Annotated in this window: 18 protein-coding genes and 1 pseudogene; 10 read left to right on the top strand and 9 right to left on the bottom strand. The window is 60.7% G+C overall.

What is annotated here, in order from left to right; genetic code table 11:
- The first annotated feature begins 241 nt into the window (after positions 1–241).
- The 3 genes from AERO9A_RS15285 to AERO9A_RS15275 all read left to right on the top strand — a co-directional run bounded on the left by AERO9A_RS15285 (position 242) and on the right by AERO9A_RS15275 (position 3,056).
- Complete coding sequence (locus AERO9A_RS15285; protein ID WP_159972797.1) at positions 242–1,150, top strand: LysR family transcriptional regulator; 909 nt, start codon at positions 242–244, stop codon at positions 1,148–1,150.
- An 84-nt stretch (positions 1,151–1,234) separates the two neighbouring features.
- Positions 1,235–2,434 carry an MFS transporter gene (locus tag AERO9A_RS15280; RefSeq protein ID WP_159972796.1) on the top strand — a complete coding sequence of 400 codons (1,200 nt, stop codon included), beginning with the start codon at positions 1,235–1,237 and terminating at the stop codon, positions 2,432–2,434.
- A gap of 64 nt (positions 2,435–2,498) precedes the next feature.
- A complete protein-coding gene (locus AERO9A_RS15275) occupies positions 2,499–3,056 on the top strand; it encodes a hypothetical protein (RefSeq protein ID WP_159972795.1) in 558 nt (185 codons plus the stop codon).
- Positions 3,057–3,101: 45 nt separating this feature from the next.
- On the opposite strand, the gene AERO9A_RS15270 is transcribed toward AERO9A_RS15275, so the two are convergent.
- Positions 3,102–4,403 (bottom strand): SLC13 family permease, encoded by a 1,302-nt coding sequence (locus AERO9A_RS15270; protein ID WP_159972794.1) that lies wholly within the window; start codon positions 4,401–4,403, stop codon positions 3,102–3,104.
- 45 nt (positions 4,404–4,448) lie between these two features.
- A complete protein-coding gene (locus AERO9A_RS15265; RefSeq protein ID WP_159972793.1) occupies positions 4,449–5,273 on the bottom strand; it encodes an amidohydrolase in 825 nt (274 codons plus the stop codon).
- A 188-nt stretch (positions 5,274–5,461) separates the two neighbouring features.
- Here AERO9A_RS15265 and AERO9A_RS15260 point away from each other — a divergent pair, with 188 nt between their 5' ends.
- Positions 5,462–6,199, top strand: coding sequence for a GntR family transcriptional regulator (locus AERO9A_RS15260; protein ID WP_159972792.1), 738 nt, complete (start codon positions 5,462–5,464; stop codon positions 6,197–6,199).
- A 206-nt stretch (positions 6,200–6,405) separates the two neighbouring features.
- Here the strand turns inward: AERO9A_RS15260 and AERO9A_RS15255 are convergent, their stop codons facing one another.
- The gene (locus AERO9A_RS15255; RefSeq protein WP_159972791.1) at positions 6,406–7,716 is read right to left on the bottom strand and encodes a CitMHS family transporter; all 1,311 of its coding nucleotides are present in this window, start codon (positions 7,714–7,716) and stop codon (positions 6,406–6,408) included.
- 256 nt (positions 7,717–7,972) lie between these two features.
- Here AERO9A_RS15255 and AERO9A_RS15250 point away from each other — a divergent pair, with 256 nt between their 5' ends.
- Entirely contained in the window at positions 7,973–8,734 is a 762-nt protein-coding gene (locus AERO9A_RS15250) for a carbon-nitrogen hydrolase family protein (RefSeq protein WP_159972790.1), read from the top strand.
- On the opposite strand, the gene AERO9A_RS15245 is transcribed toward AERO9A_RS15250, so the two are convergent.
- Positions 8,735–9,268, bottom strand: a complete 534-nt coding sequence (locus AERO9A_RS15245) for a DUF3087 domain-containing protein (RefSeq protein ID WP_159972789.1) — start codon at positions 9,266–9,268, stop codon at positions 8,735–8,737. It abuts the gene before it with no gap.
- Positions 9,269–9,660: 392 nt separating this feature from the next.
- Here AERO9A_RS15245 and AERO9A_RS22915 point away from each other — a divergent pair.
- The 5 genes and pseudogenes from AERO9A_RS22915 to AERO9A_RS15225 form a co-directional block, all read left to right on the top strand.
- Positions 9,661–10,449: pseudogene (locus AERO9A_RS22915) on the top strand (MCP four helix bundle domain-containing protein); the annotation flags it as partial.
- A gap of 18 nt (positions 10,450–10,467) precedes the next feature.
- Positions 10,468–11,307 (top strand): methyl-accepting chemotaxis protein, encoded by an 840-nt coding sequence (locus AERO9A_RS22910; RefSeq protein WP_372239701.1) that lies wholly within the window; start codon positions 10,468–10,470, stop codon positions 11,305–11,307.
- A gap of 177 nt (positions 11,308–11,484) precedes the next feature.
- On the top strand, positions 11,485–11,841 hold the full coding sequence (locus AERO9A_RS15235) for a metalloregulator ArsR/SmtB family transcription factor (RefSeq protein WP_159972787.1): 357 nt from the start codon (positions 11,485–11,487) through the stop codon (positions 11,839–11,841).
- A gap of 9 nt (positions 11,842–11,850) precedes the next feature.
- Positions 11,851–13,134 (top strand): arsenic transporter, encoded by a 1,284-nt coding sequence (locus AERO9A_RS15230; protein WP_159972786.1) that lies wholly within the window; start codon positions 11,851–11,853, stop codon positions 13,132–13,134.
- Between the two features lie 14 nt (positions 13,135–13,148).
- Complete coding sequence (locus AERO9A_RS15225; RefSeq protein WP_159972785.1) at positions 13,149–13,619, top strand: arsenate reductase ArsC; 471 nt, start codon at positions 13,149–13,151, stop codon at positions 13,617–13,619.
- 231 nt (positions 13,620–13,850) lie between these two features.
- Here the strand turns inward: AERO9A_RS15225 and cyoE are convergent, their stop codons facing one another.
- Genes cyoE through cyoA form a run of 5 tightly spaced genes read right to left on the bottom strand, consistent with a single transcriptional unit; the run spans position 13,851 to position 18,683 of the window.
- Positions 13,851–14,804: a heme o synthase gene (gene cyoE / locus AERO9A_RS15220; RefSeq protein ID WP_159972784.1), complete on the bottom strand. Its 954-nt coding sequence runs from the start codon at positions 14,802–14,804 to the stop codon at positions 13,851–13,853.
- On the bottom strand, positions 14,804–15,139 hold the full coding sequence (cyoD, locus tag AERO9A_RS15215; protein WP_159972783.1) for a cytochrome o ubiquinol oxidase subunit IV: 336 nt from the start codon (positions 15,137–15,139) through the stop codon (positions 14,804–14,806). The genes cyoE and cyoD overlap by 1 nt, the downstream gene beginning before the upstream one ends.
- Positions 15,140–15,766 (bottom strand): cytochrome o ubiquinol oxidase subunit III, encoded by a 627-nt coding sequence (cyoC, locus tag AERO9A_RS15210; RefSeq protein WP_159972782.1) that lies wholly within the window; start codon positions 15,764–15,766, stop codon positions 15,140–15,142.
- A 2-nt stretch (positions 15,767–15,768) separates the two neighbouring features.
- The gene (gene cyoB, locus AERO9A_RS15205) at positions 15,769–17,757 is read right to left on the bottom strand and encodes a cytochrome o ubiquinol oxidase subunit I (RefSeq protein WP_159972781.1); all 1,989 of its coding nucleotides are present in this window, start codon (positions 17,755–17,757) and stop codon (positions 15,769–15,771) included.
- Positions 17,758–17,759: 2 nt separating this feature from the next.
- Entirely contained in the window at positions 17,760–18,683 is a 924-nt protein-coding gene (gene cyoA, locus AERO9A_RS15200; RefSeq protein ID WP_159972780.1) for a ubiquinol oxidase subunit II, read from the bottom strand.
- Positions 18,684–19,079 lie beyond the last annotated feature (396 nt).

Here is a 19,079-nt window from a genome sequence, read left to right as displayed (position 1 = left end):
GCACTGGCTGCGACAGAGCACGGGGCCTTGTAAGCAATCGGTGATGCTGCGCGGCAATCGCGCTAAGCCAATAGGCACGCATACAAACCCCGTGCAGCGCAAAATCACCATCACGATTACCCAAGCTTATTGCGCCGACTTGTTATGCAACACATGCACGTCGGCCACCGTGCCCTCTGGCTTGGCAAACAGATTACCGCCACGCATCATCGGGCGTTTGCTCATCAATCGGTTCACCTCCATGCGCCAGCCCAATCTCTCCGATATTGCCCTGTTCGCCGCAGTGGTCGAAGCCGGTGGCTTCCGCAGAGCGGCCAAACGCCTGGGCATGTCGCCATCATCACTGAGCGACGGCATCCGCAGGCTGGAGGAGGAACTGGACGTGCGCCTACTCAACCGTACCACCCGCAGCCTGACCCCCACCGAGGTTGGCGCGCGGCTGCTGGAGCGGCTGCGCCCGGCACTGGATGAAATCAATAGCGCGCTCAACGACCTGCAGGAAGACCCCCAACACCCGGTAGGCTCGCTGCGCCTGCACGTACCAGGCATCGCCCGGCACATCCTGCCAACGCTACTGGATGGTTTTCTCACCCGTTACCCGGGCGTCACCCTGGAAATCAACCTGGACAACACCTTCGTCGACGTGGTCGCGGCCGGTTATGACGCCGGGATTCGCTATGAGGAAAGCCTGGACAAGGACATGATCGCCATTGCCATCGGGCCGCGTCGGCAGTGCTTCATGGCCGTTGCCGCGCCCTCCTACCTGGAGCGCCATGGCACGCCGCAGCACCCGAGCGAACTCAACGCACATCGACTGCTCGGTAACCGCTTTGCCAGCGGCAAACTCGCGACCTGGGTATTCGTGCAAGGTGACGATGCCTTGCGCATCACCCCCAAGGGGCCGCTGATCAGCTCTTCGCCGGATTTGCTGCTCGCTGCCGCATGCGCGGGCCATGGCATTCTTTACACCTTCGAAGAGTACATCCGCCCACAACTGGAAAGCGGCGAGCTGCAGCCCTTCTTGCAGGACTGGTGGAAGCATTTCGAAGGGCCCTACCTCTACTACCACAACCGGCGCCATGTACCGGCGCCACTGCGCGCATTCGTCGATTACATCAAAGCCTTCAATCACGCCCACCACTCGTCATAAAGCCCGCAACACAAGGCTTGGCGATACCAACGCACAGGCCTGGGGGAATATAATGCGCCGCCTGTTTTTCCCTCCAGGTCCTTCATGAACCAGCACTCTCCCAGCGCCGCCACAGCCCTGTCGCCTGGCGCGATCTTACTCATTCAACTTGCACTGGCGCTTGGCGGCTTTGCCATCGGCACCGGTGAGTTCGCCATCATGGGCCTGATGCCCAACGTCGCTGCTGATCTTGGCGTCAGCGAACCACAAGTCGGCCATGTGATCAGCGCCTACGCCCTCGGCGTGGTGGTCGGCGCCCCCTTACTGGCCCTGCTCGGCGCGCGCTTGCCCAGGCGCACCCTGCTTCTGCTGTTGATGGGCTGCTTCGCCCTCGGCAACTTCGCCAGCGCCCTGGCCCCCAGCTACGAGCCTCTGTTGATCTTCCGCTTCATTGCAGGCCTGCCGCACGGTGCCTACTTCGGCATCGCCATGCTGCTGGCCGCCTCCATGGCGCCACCACACAAACGCGCCAAAGCCGTGAGCCGGGTACTGGCTGGTCTGACCGTGGCCATCCTGATCGGCAACCCGCTGGCCACCTGGCTCGGCCAGTTCATGAGCTGGCGCTACGCCTTTGCCCTGGTCGGCATCATTGCCATCACCACCATCGCCATGGTGGCGATCTTCCTGCCGAAAGACCCCGATGAAGTACGCAGCAGCCCGATGGGTGAGTTGCGCGCCTTCAACCGCGCGCCAATCTGGCTGGCCCTGGCTATCGGTGCGATTGGTTTCGCCGGGATGTTTTGCGTGTTCAGTTACATGGCGCCAACCCTGCTGGAAGTCACTCGGGTCAGCGCAGGCTGGATCCCGCTGGCCATGGGCGTGTTCGGTGCCGGCTGCATCATCGGCAACAGTGCTGGCGGCTGGCTGTTCGACCGCCTGCAATTACGTGCAGTCGCCTGGATCCTGGCCTGGAGCACACTGGTTCTACTGCTCTTCCCCCTGGCGGCCAATAACCTGTGGACGATCCTGCCGGCGATTTTCGTCCTCGGCACCATGATCGCCCTCGGCCCAGCCCTGCAAACTCACCTGATGGATGTCGCCACCGGCGCGCAAACCCTGGCGGCAGCATCCAACCACGCCGCCTTCAATGTCGCCAATGCCCTTGGTCCCTGGCTCGGTGGCCTAGCCATCAGCGCCGGCATGGGCTGGACGATCACCGGCTACATCGGCGCCGCGACGGCATTGTGCGGATTGGCACTGTTCGCCTGGGCCTGGCACGTGCAGCAGAAGACCCCACGAACGTGAGAGGTGCGTGGCAGTGCGCCGACAGGTATCTTCTGCCTCCCGAGCCACTGCCACGAATCCCTCGATGATCGCCCAACTGCTGCGCTTCGCCCTGATCGCTACCGCCCTGCTTACCGCCATCGACGCCACGGCCAAGGTGGAGGTCGAAGTGCACGATGGCTTGCTGGCGGCAAAGGTGTCCGAAGAGATCGTGCCGGGCGATTACGAGGCACTGCTCAAGGCACTGCGCGCCCACCCAGGCAAGTTCACGCGCAAGATCATGCTGCTCGACAGCCTCGGCGGCAGCATGCCCGAAGCCATGCGAATGGGGCGGCTGCTGCGTGAAACCGGCTTCGAAGCACTGGTACCGTCCAACGGCCTGTGCCAGGGCAGTTGCATTTACCTGCTGGCAGCCGGTAGCAAGCGCACGGTAAAAGGCGCCGTGGCGCTGCGTCGCCCGCCCTTCGCCAATGGCGACTCGGCACTGGCTCAAGTAGCCAGCCCACGTGCACCTCTGAGCCCGGCCAACTATTTCCGTGAGATGGGCGTCAATGTCAGCCTGGCCGAAGCCATTTACCGCGTACCGGAAGGCCGCCTGCACCTGCTGAGCCAAGACGATTTGGCGCGCTATCGCTTGAAATGAGGCAGTAGCGAGCCGCCCGACTGGCAAGCCAGTCGGGCGGCGACATCAGTACAGGAAAGTCAGCGCCAGGTTGAACAGCATGGCGGCGACGAAGCCGATAGGCGCGGCGCGCAGCAGCAGTTGCGAGAACAGCGTGGCACGTGCCTTCTCTCCCGTGCAGGAACCCAGCAGCAGGCTGCCACCGGAGGAGAACGGCGAGATCGAGGTAGCCTGGGCACCGACCACGATGGCGACGAACAGGATCATCGGGTCGATCGACATTGAGGCCGACAGCGGCAACACCATCGGGAACAACGCTGGCGTGACCACGCCCAGTGTGCTGGCGAAAATCGACATCAGCGCCGCGACCACACCGAAGGCCACCGGGATCATCACGGGCGCAATGTTGCCGCTGATCCAGGACGACAGCGCGGCGATGGTGCCCGCTTTGATGGCGACAGTAATCAGCATGCCGACACCACAAATCATGATCAGCGTGGCCCATGGCACGGAGGCGATGGCCTTGCGCTCGTCACCGAGCTTGAGCAGCAGCGCGATCACCGAGAACACGCTGGCGATCAGGCCGATATCCACCTTGCTGTTGATGAACTTGACCGTGGCGTTGTCCGGGAACGCCAGCAGCGCCAGCGGCGCAGCCAGTACCAGCAACATCATCAGCACGGTCAGCAACAGAGTCAGTTTCTGCTCACGGTTGAAGGCCTCCGGCAAATCGGCGTTGAGCACCGCATTCTTCAGGTTGCGGCCATGGCCACCGAGGAAAACGAAAGCACTAATCACCAGCAGCGGAATGATCGCCGTACTGGCGAAGATCGCCAGCGCATTGATGAAGGCTTCGCTTTCAGGCATGCCGGCGCTGGTCATCAGGCCACGGAAGATGATGCCGCTCTGGCTGGAGACGAAGTTGGCGCCGGCCAGAGCACCGTAGTTCACCGCCATGCCGCCGAGAATCATGCTCATGCCGGTGCGCTGGCACAGCAGCAGGGTCAGCGGCGCCATGAATGCCAGTACGGTGTAATAACCCGCGCCCATGGCAGCAATCACCCCCGATGTCATCAAAATGGCATAGGGCAGCAGATGCGGCACGCCTCGGCAGCGATACAGCAAATGTCCGGCAAGTTTCTCCAGGGTGCCGTTGACGGTAGCGAAGCTGTAGAACAGGCAAACCGAGAAGATCACGAAGAAAATCTTCAGCGGCCACATGCCGATGATGTCGCTCGGACTCAGGCCCATGCCGAAGCAGCCCAGCAGATAGGCGAAGGCGATGGCGAACAGACCAATGTTGATCTTGGTGGTGTAACCCAGTGCGACGGCGAGAACAATCGCGCTGACGACGAGCAAGCTCATCATGATGTTTGACTCCTTTTGTTGTTCTGATGTGAGCGTCGGCTGCGTTTACGCGAAACCGAACAGGGTTGCGGGGTTATCCACCAGAACGCGACGGCGCTCCTCGGGGTTGGGTAGCAGGGCCTCGAACAGCGCGAATTGCTGATCGTAACGGGTCTGCGACTCGAACTGGGTATTGGGCCAATCACTGCCCCAGAGAAAACGATCCACGCCACCACAGGCCTCACGCAGACGCACTTCGATGGCTTGGGCGCGGGCCAGGTCGGACTGGCTGCGGTAGGCGGCGGACAGCTTGATCCACACCGGCGCCTGGCCGAGCAGCGCGAAGAAGGCGTCATGCTGCGGGTCGTCCAGTTGCACGCCCGCATCGGGCAAGCCGAAATGGTCGATCACCACACTAACGCCGGAATCAAGAATCGTCGGGACGATCAGCACCAGATCATCGAAACCGCGCTGGATCTCCACCTGCCAGCCGCGCTGAGCCAGGCGACGGAACAGATTGTCCCAAGCCGAACCTGCGTAATCCGCCAGCGCCTTGCCGATCAGATTCAGGCGTACGCCCACCACACCGACAGCCGCCAACTCGTCCAGCTCGGCATCGCTCACCCGCGCATCGACCACTGCCACGCCGCGCAGGCGCTCGGGAAAACGGCGCAGCGCCTCGACCATGTAATGGTTGTCGGTACCCAGAAAGCTCGGCTGAATCAGCACGCCATGGGACAAGTTGCAGCCATCGAGATGGGCCAGGTACTGCTCCACCGTGGCGTCATAGCCGGGGCTGTAGCGGCGGCCAGGCACCATCGGCAAGTCCTGACGAAAAATGTGCGCGTGGGTGTCGATGCCGGTGATACCGGCATAAGGCAGGGACGTCACGGAGCGGTACCTCTGTCGAATGAATGTTCGAACCCGTTAACAGTCCGTTGAAAACTACCTGTTGGGTCAGCGCCTCATACATACAGTCATATATATGAATTGGCGCCATCTAACGCCAGAGATGAACTGCTGTCAACGCGCAGTGCAGTGGTAAAGTGACGCCCGGTTTAAATTCGGATTGATGCCTTATGAGCCCCACACCTCTGGGACAAGACGAGCGGTTACCGCTTTATCAGCGACTGCACGATGAAATGCTGGCCAAAATTGCGGCCGGCGAGTGGCTGCCGGGTGAAGCCATCCCGACCGAAGCGGAGTTGACCCGCCAGTACGGCGTAGCCGTCGGTACGGTGCGCAAGGCCGTGGAAACCTTGGTAGCCGAAGGTTTGCTGCTGCGTGCTCAAGGCCGTGGCACCTTCGTCCGGCGGCCTAACTTCGACGGCTCACTGTTCCGCTTCTTTCGTCAGATCAGCGCCAGTGGGCAGTCGCAGGTTCCGCAAAGCCGCATCCTGCTCAGCCGCCTAGAACCCGCCGAAGAAACCGCGCGCCAGGCCTTGAATCTGCAACCCGGCGAGCATTGCCTGTATCTGGAGCGGCTACGCCTGATCGAAGAGCAGCCCATGTTCCATGAACGCATCTGGTTGCCCGCCTCACGTTTCAGCGCGCTACAGGCCATCGAGCCCGGCGAGTTCCCGCCGCTGCTCTACCCCTTCTATGAACAGCAATGTGGCCAGCGTATCGCCTCGGCACAGGAAACCCTGACCATCTCTTGTGCAGATGAAAGCCTCAGCGCCATCCTCGGCGTGACAGTGGGCAGCCCAGTGGTCGTGATCGCCCGTAAAGCGCAAGGCTACGACCGCACTCCGCTGGAATACCGGATATCACGCGCCGCTGCGGAAAACTTCCGCTATCAGGTGGATATCTGTTAGGAGCACGACCAGCCTGCAGGCCGCACGCCCTTATATCTGCACGCGATTGAACCGCCGCAAGGTGGATCGCAAACAGGCAGGGTTGTTAGATGAATCATTGGCACCTAGCCATCAGCGAAACTCGGTAATTTTGCTGTTTTCTGTGATCCAGAAACGGCGAACGGCGACAGTTACGTCGCCGTTCTCCAGGATAATCTCACCGCTCGTTAGAACAGACCGAGCACCCAGGCTGCGCCGAACAACACCAGCGAGAAGCCCCACATCCACCACAGCGAGTAGCGGATATGGCGGCCCAAATCCAGCCCGGCCAGGCCAAGAGCCAACCACAGCGCAGGCGAGAACGGGCTGATGAAAGTACCGATGATGTTACCGATAGTCAGTGCATAGACCACGCTGGCCGGCGCCACGCCCTGGCCACTGACCACTTCCAACGTCACCGGCAGCAGGCCGAAGTAATAAGCATCGGTGCTCAGCATCAGCTCCATCGGCAAGCCGAACAGACCCAGCACAATGTGCATCTGCCCTACCAGCGATGTCGGCAGCACACCGGCCAGATCCTTAGCGATGGAGGTGAGCATGCCACTACCGGTAAGAATGCCGAGCATCGAGCCCGCCGCCAGAATGATCATGCCCATGCTCAGTGCCGCCGGCGCATGCGCCGAAATACGCTGCATCTGCGCCTTGCCGCCCGGATAGTTGATCAGCAAGGCCAGGCACAGGCCGATCATGAAGATATAGCCGGCCGGCAACACACCGGAGAACAGCGACACCAGCACCGCCAGAAACAACGCGGCGTTGGCCCACAGCAGGCGCGGACGCTCTAGGGCCAGCTCATCGGCGCTCGGCTCGTGCAGATCACTGCTGGTTTCCACCAGTACACCCTCGTCGCCCGTCTTGCCAGCGGCGATGCGGCGTTGCTCGCGCCAGCCGAGCAGCGCCGCCAAGGCGATCAACAGCACCACACCGATGCCTTGAATGGTGATTAGCGGTCGCCACAGTTCGGTGACCTCGATACCGGTCACCGCCGACGCCCGCCCCAAAGGCCCGGCCCAAGGCAGCATGTTGAAGATACCGGCGCCGAGCGCCAGTAACAGCAGCATCAGATAGGGGCTCATGCGCAGTTGTTTATACAGCGGCAACAGAGCAGGAACCGTAAGCAGAAAGGTGGTCGCACCGGCGCCATCGAGGTGCGCCAGCATGCCGATCACGGCGGTGGCCACGGTCACCGCGATCACGTTGCCACGCGTCAGGCGCACCATGCCGCTGATCAACGGGCGGAACAGCCCAGTGTCCTGCAGCACGCCGAAAAAGGTGATGGCGAATACGAACATGGTGGCAATCGCCGTCACGCGGCCGATGCCATCGGTGAAGAAACCGGAAATCGCCTCTGGGCCGAAACCAGCAGCCAGTGCACCCAAAAGCGGCACCACGATCAACGGCAGAACAGGCGACATGCGCCCGACGAGCAACAGCACAACCAGGCAGCAAATGGTCAACAGACCGATCAGGGTCAACAAACCGCTTTCTCCTCTTTTTCTTGTGGGGCGCAACGAGCGCGCCCGGAGACTAAGAGGCGAACCTTTCAAAAACCTTTAGGCCGTGGACATCGGCGACGGCAAATGTCAGGGGATATGTCGCGGGCAGATGTGGCCCATGTTCGACGCAAGACGCAGCGCGAGAAAGCCACGTCAACCCAAGCGATAGCGAGAGTGCTCGAACCTTTGCCCGTGCAATTCATGCTCTACTGTCGCCTCCTTCGTGAAAGCCGATGCCATGACCGACCTCGATCTCTGCGCAGCCCAATACTGCTCCGTCGCCGGAGACCTCGATGCCAACATCGATCGCCACCTGCAGGTCATGCGACTCGCCGCTGAACAGGGCGTCACGTTCCTGCTATTCCCCGAGCTGTCGCTGACCGGCTACGAGCCGTCGCTGGCACTGGCACTGGTGCAAACGCCGGACACAGCCAGGCTGCAGCCACTGCGCGAGCTAGCCAAGCAGTTGCGCATGACCACTCAGGTCGGCTTGCCACTACGGTGTGATGCGCGCGATAGCATTCTGATCGGCGCCCTGTTTTTCGGCGCCGATGGCACGCAGACGATCTACACCAAGCAGCACCTGCATGCGGGGGAAGAGCGCGTATTCAGCCCGGGCGCTGGCGGTGCACCGCTGCTTATCGGTGACGAACGCATCGCCCTGTCGATCTGCGCGGACTTCACCCACGCCAGCCATGCCAGGGCGGCTGCCAAGAGCGGCGCGGGCATTTACGCGACCAGCGTGCTGATCAGCGAAAGCGGCTACCCACGCGACAGCGAATTGCTGCAAGGCTATGCCGCTGAACTGTCTCTCGGGGTGTTGATGGCCAACCACGGCGGCCCTTCCGGTGGCTGGGCCTGTGCGGGCCGCAGTGCATTCTGGGCGCCCGGCGGACAACTGGTTGTGAGCGCAGTCGGCACGGGCGATTGCCTGGTCATTGCGCGCCGCCGCCAAGGTATCTGGCAAGGTCAGACCGTGGCGTTGTCGCTGGGCGATTGATCAAGCCGCCTTGAACGTCTTCACCTGCTCCACCCAGGCCGGATCGAGCCGCGTCTGCTCCACATCCAGCTCCCGCTGCTGCATCGCCTCACAATGGGCATTGATCTCGCCCACCATCTGACTCAGCTCGCTGGAATTACCGTCGAGCTGATGCATCTGGGTGACGCCAAGGTGATAGAAGCGCAGCAGCTTCATCGCGCTCTCATCGCCCTGCGCCACGCCCGCCTTGACGTGATGCATGACATTGGTGACGCGCATCAGGCTGCGTTTGAGGCGCCAACCGTAGACAGCCGGCGCCATCCATGGGCGATGCCAGAACTGCTGACGCACCAGCACCACGGTGAGGACGAAGCCGAGCGCGACGCCGAGCAGGTTCCAGCGAAAGTTGTCGTCGCCCCCCGCTTCACCGAACAGTTGCACGCAAAGCGTCGCCAAGAGCATGGCCAGTACGACGAAAATCGCCGCGACCACGGCGGTGATGCGGCGGGTCTGCTGACGATAGTGCTCAGGCTTGATGGGGGTGATTTCGAACATGCGTACGGGCTCTTGAACGAGGGCGAAGCGCGATGTTACGCCAGCTTGCCCACGCGGCACGAATCCGCTGATTGATGCTGGCATGGCTGGCACAGCCGACCATGGGTTGCCGTATGGGGTTTAAGTGAAAAGCCAAACATGCCGCCATAGGCTTCTACATATTTCCTCCAGGTTTCTTCGCCATGCAACACAACAAGCTGCCCGCGCACATGGCCTACCCGATAGACGGCACCCTCTGATTGATGCAGACGGTTCGACAACCCTCAAACCATGCACCAGATTTAACCAAGACTGCTCTCATGCTCCCTACCAGCACGCCGATATAACAACAGTGGCGCTGGCGCAGCTTGCTCGCCAATGCGTTACATACACCCAAGAACCGGAGTTCGCCCATGCGTCTCGACGCCGTGTCCCTGAAAACCCGCCTGATCATAGCGGTGGCAATACCCTGCATCGCCCTGCTCTTGGTAGCCCTGGCCAGCCTGAACAGCATGTCCCGCATGCACCAGAACACGGAAGTTCTTTATCTCAATACCGCAGCCCCCATGCGCGCGATGGCCGAGGTCGCCTCACGCGTGCCGCGCATGCGTGTGGGTATCGACATGATGCTGCTGCAAGACACCCCGCTACGTGATGAACGCGGGGTCAAATCGCGCGTGCAGGACGCCCGCAATGAAGACATCCCCGACATGCGCGCGGCGATGCGCCAGGCGGTGTCAGCGCAAGTCAATCCCGAGCGTAAGGCCCAGGCTCAACAACTGCTCGATCAATTCGAGGCAGTGGTAAGCAACGAGCTGAACCCCATGCTCGCCGCCTTCGAGGCAGGCGACATGGCCCGTGCGCAACAGATTTATCGTGACCAGTACGCCAAGTCCTACGGGGTGATGCGTCAAGGCACCAACGACCTGCTCGATGTCCTGCTCAAGCAGGCTGAGCAGCAAAATCTGTACAGCGCCCAAAGTTATGACGACGGGCTGACCCGCCAGATTGCCATTATCGTTGTCGGCATTCTGGTATCGCTGCTCGTCTCCTGGCTGATCGTCATTCAATTGCGCCGCCGCGTCGCCGTGCTCCAGAGCAGCCTGGGCCAAGCTGCCGACAACCTGGCTCTCGATACTCGCATCGACCTGCCTGGCCAGGATGAACTGAGCGAGATCGCTCGCAGCTTCAACCAGTTCATCGACAAGGTGCACGGCGCCATGCGCCAACTTGCCGACAACTCGCGGCAGTTGTCCGGCATGGCACGCGATGTGGCCGAACGTGCCCGTCTGACCCAGAGCAACTGCGCAGCGCAGAGCGACCGCACGGTACAGGTGGCCACCGCTATCAATGAACTGGGCTCGACCGTTAACGAAATCGCACGCAATGCCGAAAACGCCGCCGACGTGGCGCGTGAAGCGACCCAGCATGCCGGTGATGGCGGCAAAGTGGTCAGCCAGGCGCAGCAGCAGATCAACGCCCTCAATGGCGAGCTGGAGCAGGCAGCCAAGGTGATCGAAGCGCTGGCCTCGCAGACCAACGCCATCAGCACCACACTCAACACCATCCGCAGCATCTCCGAGCAGACCAACCTGCTGGCTCTCAACGCCGCTATCGAGGCAGCCCGTGCCGGTGAGCAAGGCCGCGGTTTCGCCGTGGTGGCAGATGAGGTGCGTACCCTGGCCAGCCGCTCCGGCGCCTCCACCGAGGAAATTCAGCAGGTTATCGACCGCCTGCAGAACGAGTCTCGCTCGGCAGTCGAGGCCATGGCCAAAGGTCAACGACAGAGCGCTCTGGTGGTCGATTACGCGAACAAGGCATCGGCTGCACTGGAGCAGATCAATAGCCATATCGGCCAGATCAGCGATCAGAATATCCAAGTCGCCACCGCCACCGAGGAACAGTCCAGCGTGGTTGAAGAGATCAACCGCAATATCGTCGATATCAATGAGCTGACCGTTGGCACCACTCACATCGCCGACCAGCTCAACCAGGCCAGCAGTGACCTTCAAGCCCTCTCCTCGCAACTGGACGGACTGGTCAGCCGCTTCCGCTTGTAACCTCCCTGCGTCAGTGCAAGCCGTCATGCTACGGCTTGCACTGACGCCTGCTCTCAATACCCCCACATTTACAGGCTGCCCCCTCACAGTCCCCAGCGAGGGCAACTGCCAGATTCTGAATTTGCCCAACACATATGGATTTCCGTATATTCGCCAATCCATATATAGAGCCAGCCAATGCCCGAGAATCTTAGACCGCACGCCCTGTTCAAAGCCCTGGCGGACGAGACACGCGCACGCGCCATATTGCTGATCGCCGCCCAAGGCGAGCTGTGCGTGTGCGAGCTGGTTTGCGCACTGAGCGACAGCCAGCCGAAGATTTCCCGCCACTTGGCGCAACTGCGCGCAAGCGGCCTATTGCAGGATCGTCGCCAAGGACAATGGGTTTACTACCGTCTGGGCGAAGATCTGCCGCAGTGGGTACGCGAGGTAATCGCCGCCACCTTGGCCGCCAATCGCACCTGGCTGGAGCAGGATGCCAAGCGCCTGGCTCACATGGGTGATCGCCCCACTCGCCTCACGACCTGTTGCTGAGAACACACCATGCTGATTGCCTGCGCTATTTTTCTGTTCACTCTGATTCTGGTCATCTGGCAGCCGCGCGGCCTGGGCGTCGGCTGGAGCGCCTCGCTCGGCGCCCTGCTCGCCCTGCTCGCTGGCGTGGTCAGCCTGAGTGACATCCCGATCGTGTGGCATATCGTGTGGAATGCCACCACCACATTCATCGCCCTCATCATCATCAGCCTGCTGCTCGACGAAGCTGGCTTTTTCGAGTGGGCGGCTCTGCATGTGGCGCGCTGGGCCAACGGCAGCGGCGCAAGCCTGTTCGCCTTCTGCATCCTGCTCGGCGCCGGGGTTTCGGCACTGTTCGCCAATGACGGTGCGGCGCTTATCCTCACCCCCATCGTCATCTCCATGCTGCTGGCCTTGCGCTTCTCGCCAGCCTCGACCCTGGCCTTCGTCATGGCTGCAGGTTTCATCGCCGACACCGCCAGCCTGCCGTTGGTGGTGTCGAATCTGGTCAACATCGTCTCGGCCGACTACTTCGACCTCGGCTTCGGCGCCTACGCCGCAGTGATGGTGCCGGTCAATCTGGTCAGCGTGGCGGCCACGCTGGGCATGCTCTGGCTGTTCTTCCGCCGCGACATCCCGGCGCGCTATGCCGTCGACAGCCTGCCAACGCCGCGCGAGGCGATCCGCGATCCGCGTACCTTCGTCGGCGGCTGGATCGTCCTGCTGGCTCTGCTGATCGGCCTGTTCGCGCTAGAGCCGCTGGGCATTCCAATCAGTGCGATTGCCGTGGTCTGCGCCGCCGTGTTATTCGGCGTCGCCCAGCGCGGTCAACACATCGCCACCGGCAAGGTGCTGCGTGGTGCGCCGTGGCAGGTAGTCGTGTTCTCGCTGGGTATGTATCTGGTGGTCTACGGCCTGAGCAACGCCGGCCTCACCGGCCAGCTCACCGTGCTGCTCGACGCACTGGCCGCTCAGGGCCTGTGGGCCGCCGCGCTCGGCACCGGCCTGCTCAGCGCCCTACTCTCCTCGATCATGAACAACATGCCCAGCGTGCTGATCGGGGCGCTGGCCATCGACGCCAGCCAGGCCAGCGGCGCGGTGCGTGAAGCGATGATCTACGCCAACGTCATTGGATGCGACCTGGGCCCTAAAATCACCCCCATCGGCAGCCTGGCCACCCTGCTCTGGCTGCACGTACTGGCGCGCAAGGGCATCCGCGTGACCTGGGGCTACTACTTCAAGGTCGGCATCGTGCTCACACTGCCAGTGCTGCTGCTCACCCTATCGGCCCTGGCCCTACGCCTGAGCCTCTGACCTGGAGCCTTCCGATGCAAGTCCTGTTCATGTGCACGGCCAACAGTTGCCGCAGCATCCTCTCCGAAGCCCTGTTCAACCACCTGGCGCCGAACGAGCACCAAGCTGTCAGCTCTGGCAGTTTCCCACGCGGCGAGGTGCTGCCGCGCACCCTGGCCAGCCTGCGTGAAGTCGGCATCGCCACCGAAGGCCTGAGCAGCAAGGGCAACGACGCCTTCGAAGGTTGCCCGCCGGATATCGTCATCACCGTCTGCGACAAGGCGGCCGGCGAGGCTTGCCCGGTTTACTTCGGCCCAGCACTGAAAGCCCACTGGGGCTTGGAAGATCCGTCCCACGTAGAAGGCGACGAGGCCACCATCGACGCCGCGTTCCAGGCCACCCTGGCGCATATCGAGCGACGCTGCCGCGCCTTCCTCGCCCTGCCCCTGGCGGACATGAGCCGCGACGAACTGCAGCAGGCGCTCAATCGTATCGGCCAGGAGTGAACCCCGTGGGAGGCGCTGCAGCGGCGACTGTCGCGGCTAAAGCCCCTCCTACGAAGTTGGCGTAGCCTGGGTAGAACAAAGCGAAACCCGGAAACGAATTACCCGGGTTTCGCGGTGCTCTACCCAGGCTACATGTGCACAAACGGGGGATGTAAAGCGCGCATCCACAACCCCGTGGGAGGCGCCTCAGCGGCGACCGTCGCAGCTAAAGCCCCTCCCCCAGAGCCGAGGTCAGATACCAGCGACCACAGCGCAGATGCCCTGCGCCGAGCCAAACTGACTGCACAAGTGATTGATGGAGGTCATCAACACCTGATCCGGCGTGGCTGCGAAGTCCACCGACATCATCACGCTGAGCATGGTGATGGTGACGATCGAGAACATGAACAGCTTGCGCGCCCATACTCGGTCATCAGCGGCCTTGTAGCCCGACACGCCCATCCACAGCCAGTAGGCACCGCTCAACGCGGCGACCACGAAGTAGCTGTAACCGGCATAGCCGCTCAAGGTCAGCATCAGGGTCGCGACCACGAAGGCGGCGATATACAGCACGATCTGCCGCTTGGCAGCCGAGATCCCCTTGATGACCGGCAGCACCGGGATGTTCGCGGCCTGGTAGTCATTGAAACGGAAGATGGCGATGGCATAGGAATGCGGCATCTGCCACAAGCTGAAGATCAACAACAAGATGGCGGCGCCAGTATCGAACTCGTTACTGACCGCACAGTAGCCCACCACGGGCGGAGCAGCCCCTGACAGACTGCCCACCAGAGTGCCGTAGACCGAGCCACGCTTGAGCCACAGGCTGTAAAAGCCGACGTAGACCACGAAGCCCATCAGCACCAGCAGCACAGCCAGGGTATTGGTGGCGGCATACAGCAGTGCCACACCCGCAACCCCAAGCACGCAGGCATAGATGATGGCGTGTGCAGGGGAAATCAGCCCCTGCACCAGAACCCGGTTACGGGTTCGCTCCATCTTCTGGTCGATGTCCCTATCGATGTAGTTGTTGAACGCGCAGCCTGAGGCGATAACCAGCGAAACCCCCAGCGCTGTCGCGAAGAACAGTGCCAAGTCAGCATCGCCACGCGAAGCCAGGAAGAAACCGCCCGTAACGGAAATCAGATTTCCGAAGACGATGCCTGGCTTGGCGAGGTTGAGGTATTGCTTCAGGAGCGCCAGCATCAGTTGACCATCATGTGATAGTGCATGCTCCACATGATCCAGACCGACAGGCCCACTACGAACGCAATGATCAACACAGTGAAGATCATCGAAATCACGTTCCAGCGGCCTTCTTCGTCCGTCTTCATGTGCAGGAAGTACACCAGGTGAACGAGCACCTGCACCAGGCCGAACAGCACCACGGTGATCAGGGTCGCGCCACGGCTCAGGCCCAGCACGTCAGGGTACATGACCAGAGCAAACGGAATGACCGTCAGGATTACCGACAGGATGAAACCGGTCAGGTAGTCCTTGAAGCCCACCGCGTGTGCGGCGTGGTTGTCTTGATGAGCCATTTACAACACCCCCATCAGGTAGACGACGGTAAATACGCAGATCCAGACCACGTCGAGGAAGTGCCAGAACAAGCTGAGCAGGCCAACACGGGTCTTGTTGGTGTCGGTCAGGCCACGGGTGCTGACCTGATACATCAGCACCAGCATCCACAGCAGACCAGCACTGACGTGCAGACCGTGAGTACCGACCAGGGTGAAGAACGCCGACCAGTAAGCACTGGTTTGCGGGCCAGCACCTTCGTGGATCAGGTGATTGAACTCATACAGCTCGATGCTGATAAAGGTCGCACCCAACAGGAAGGTGATGCCCAGCCAGCGCAGCACAGCGCCCTTGTCACCCCGGTAGGTGGCCAGCATGGCCATACCGTAGGTGATACTGGAGAACAGCAGGGCGAAGGTTTCAACCAACACCAGATGCAGGCCGCCACCGAGCATTTCCTTCGCGGTTGGACCATCGGCGAAGGACGTACTCAGCACCGCGAAGGTGGCGAAGATGGTGGCGAAGATCAGCAAGTCGGTCATCAGGTACAGCCAGAAACCGAAAAGCTTCAACCCGCTGGTGTCGTGGTGGTGGTGCTCATGGTCATCGTGACCATGAGCGTGGTTAGTAGACTCGTATGCGGTCATGGTTATGCCTGTACGACTGCGTTTGCTTTGGATTGAAGATGCGCTTGCTCGATGCGAGCGATCTCTTCGGGCTGCACGTAGTAGTCGATGTCTTCATCGAAGGAACGCACGATGAAGCTGACCACTGCGCCGACCAGACCTACGATGGCCAGCCACCAGATATGCCAGATCATGGCGAAACCAAAGGCGATGACGAACAGCGACACGACCAGACCATTGCCGGTGTTCTTCGGCATGTGAATCGGCTCGTAGTGCTCCGGCACAGGCATCAGCTCGACACCGTTCTTCTTCGCCTCGTAGAAGGCGTCGATCTTGTCCGCAGTCGGAATGACGGCGAAGTTGTAGAACGGAGGTGGCGAGGAAGTCGCCCATTCCAGGGTACGGCCATCCCACGGGTCGCCAGTGACGTCGCGGTTTTCCTTACGCTTGATGTAGCTGGTGAGGAACTGCACGACGGTAAAGATGATGCCAATACCGATCAGCACCGCACCGACCACAGCCACCTGAATCCACGGTACCCAGGCCGGGTTGTCGAAGTGGTTCAGACGACGGGTCATACCCATGAAGCCCAGCACGTACAGCGGCATGAAGGCGAAGTAGAAGCCAATCAGCCAGCACCAGAAGGAGTAACGACCAAAGCGATCGATCAGCTTGAAGCCGAAGGCTTTCGGGAACCAGTAGATGATACCGGCCAGGTAACCGAACACGGCACCACCGATGATCACGTTATGGAAGTGAGCGATCAGGAACAGGCTGTTGTGCAGCACGAAGTCAGCAGCCGGTACCGCCATCAACACACCGGTCATACCACCGATGGAGAAGGTCACGAGGAAGCCCAGGGTCATCCAAGTCATGGCGTTGAGTTGCAGACGGCCACGGAAGATGGTGAACAGCCAAGTGAAGATCTTCACCCCGGTCGGGATCGCGATGATCGCCGTCATGATGCCGAAGAAAGCGTTGACGCTGGCACCGGAACCCATGGTGAAGAAGTGGTGCAGCCACACCACGAACGACAGCACGCCGATGGCCGCAGTCGCCCAAACCATCGAGGCATAACCGAACAGGGTCTTGCGCGAGAAGGTCGCGACCACTTCGGAGAACACACCAAACGCTGGCAGGATGAGGATGTACACCTCGGGGTGACCCCAGACCCAGAACAGGTTGGCATACATCATCGGGTTGCCGCCCAGCTCACTGGTGAAGAAGTGGAAATCCAGGTAGCGGTCGAGCGACAGCATCGCCAGCGTCGCGGTCAGCGGAGGGAAGGCGCCGCAGATCAGGATGCAGGTGATGAGGATGGTCCAAGTGAAAATCGGCATCTTCATCAGGCTCATGCCCGGTGCACGCATCTTCAGGATGGTGGCGATGAAGTTAACGCCCGTCAGGGTCGTACCCAAGCCCGATAGCTGCATACTCCAGATGTAGTAATCCATACCTACGCCTGGACTGTACTGAATTCCTGATAATGGCGGATAAGCCACCCAGCCGGTCTTGGCGAACTCGCCCAGACCCAACGACAGGTTGATCAGCAGTGCGCCACCGACGAACAGCCAGAAGCTCAGCGAGTTCAGGTAGGGGAACGCAACGTCACGCGCGCCGATCTGCAGCGGTACGACAATGTTCATCAGGCCGGTGACCAGTGGCATGGCCACGAAGATCAGCATGATGATGCCGTGCGCGGTGAAGATCTGGTCGTAGTGCTCAGGCGGCAGGTAGCCCTTGCCGTCACCGTGCGCCATCGCCAGATGGGTACGCATCATGATCGCATCGGCGAAGCCACGCACCAGCATGACCAGCGCAACGATGATGTACATGACACCGATTTTCTTGTGGTCCACCGAAGTGAACCACTCTTTCCACAGGTAACCCCACTTCTTGAAGTAGGTCACCGCCCCTACCAGAGCCAGACCACCCAGCGCCACCATGGCGAGGGTGATCATCACGATCGGCTCGTGATAAGGAACAGCATCCAGAGTCAGCTTTCCAAACATCTTCACTCCTCCGCGTCGGCGTCGCCGTGTTTGGCAACAACCTTGCTTTGAGAATCTTTCAGGGTCACGTATTGACCGATCACCTTACGGAACAGGTCGGGTTCAACCTGGCCGAAGTAGCGAATCGGGTAGATCGGGTAACGATGGTTGACCATCTCGCCGCGCTCGCCCACTTGCTTGAAGGCAGCGAAGTCCATGACTTCAGGCGATTGCTTGACCTTGTCGACCCACTGCGCGAAGGCTTCGTCGCTGACCGAATGCGTGGTGAAACGCATGGCCGAGAAACCGCTGCCGCTGTAGTTACCGGACTGACCGAAGAACTCACCCTGCTCATTGGCGATCAGGTTCAGCTGAGTACGCTGACCAGCCATGGCGTAGATCATGCCGCCCAGTTGCGGGATCGACAGCGTGTTCATCACGGTATCGGAGGTGATGTGGAACGTCACCGGAGTGTTCTCCGGAATCACCAACTCATTGACCACGGCTACGCCCTGATCCGGGTAGATGAACAGCCACTTCCAATCGAGCGAAACCACCTCGATGTTCAGCGCCGGCTTGTCCGACTCGATCGGCTTGTAAGGATCAAGCGAATGCGAGGTTTCCCAGATGATCACCGCCAAAATCGCCACGATGATCAGAGGCACGCCCCAGACGATCACTTCGACCTTGTGCGAATGCGCCCAGTCAGGCGTATAGGTGGCTTTCTCGTTGGACTCGCGATAACGCCAGCCAAACCAGAAAGTCATGAAGATCACGGGGAGAACCACGATCAGCATGAGCCCAATGGAGATAAGGATGAGATTGCCCTGTTCAATGCCGATTTGCCCTTTCGAGTTGAACAGTGCCCAGTCACATCCACCGAGCGCTGAGAAGGCAATCGCCATCACCAACCAGCGCGCAAAACGATGGTACTTCTCTTCTTTCATATCACGACCTTCAGCTGAGTGATGTCCCACATTTCTGGCTTCAGCCGACATGCAGCCCATCGAGCAAAAGGCCGACAGCGGGTGCTCTAAGCTTGAGCATCCGTTGCAAGCAAAGCGTGAGAACTGTGGGATAAGCGCGATGTTGAAGGCTATGGCGCCCCCGCACAATTAATTAGCGGCCTATCCACGCGCATTGCAAAGCCACTCGAAACGAGCTTTTCGCAGCATATAAGCAAACATTTGCAACATTTGACGGCAATTAGCAGACAAATGCACAGGGGTGCGACAAATGATCACACCCCTTGCCACAGGGCAGTTTGTAAGCAAATTGACAGGAATCAATGACAGTCGGACGACAGCGTGATTCAGCCCTGACAAGGCCGCAGACAGGCCAGG

Origin of the sequence: Pseudomonas sp. 8Z, from assembly GCF_902506535.1 — a bacterium.
In the GTDB taxonomy this organism is placed as follows: domain Bacteria; phylum Pseudomonadota; class Gammaproteobacteria; order Pseudomonadales; family Pseudomonadaceae; genus Aquipseudomonas.
Note: the sequence above shows the minus strand (reverse complement) of the source record. Positions and strands in the feature narration are given on the sequence as shown.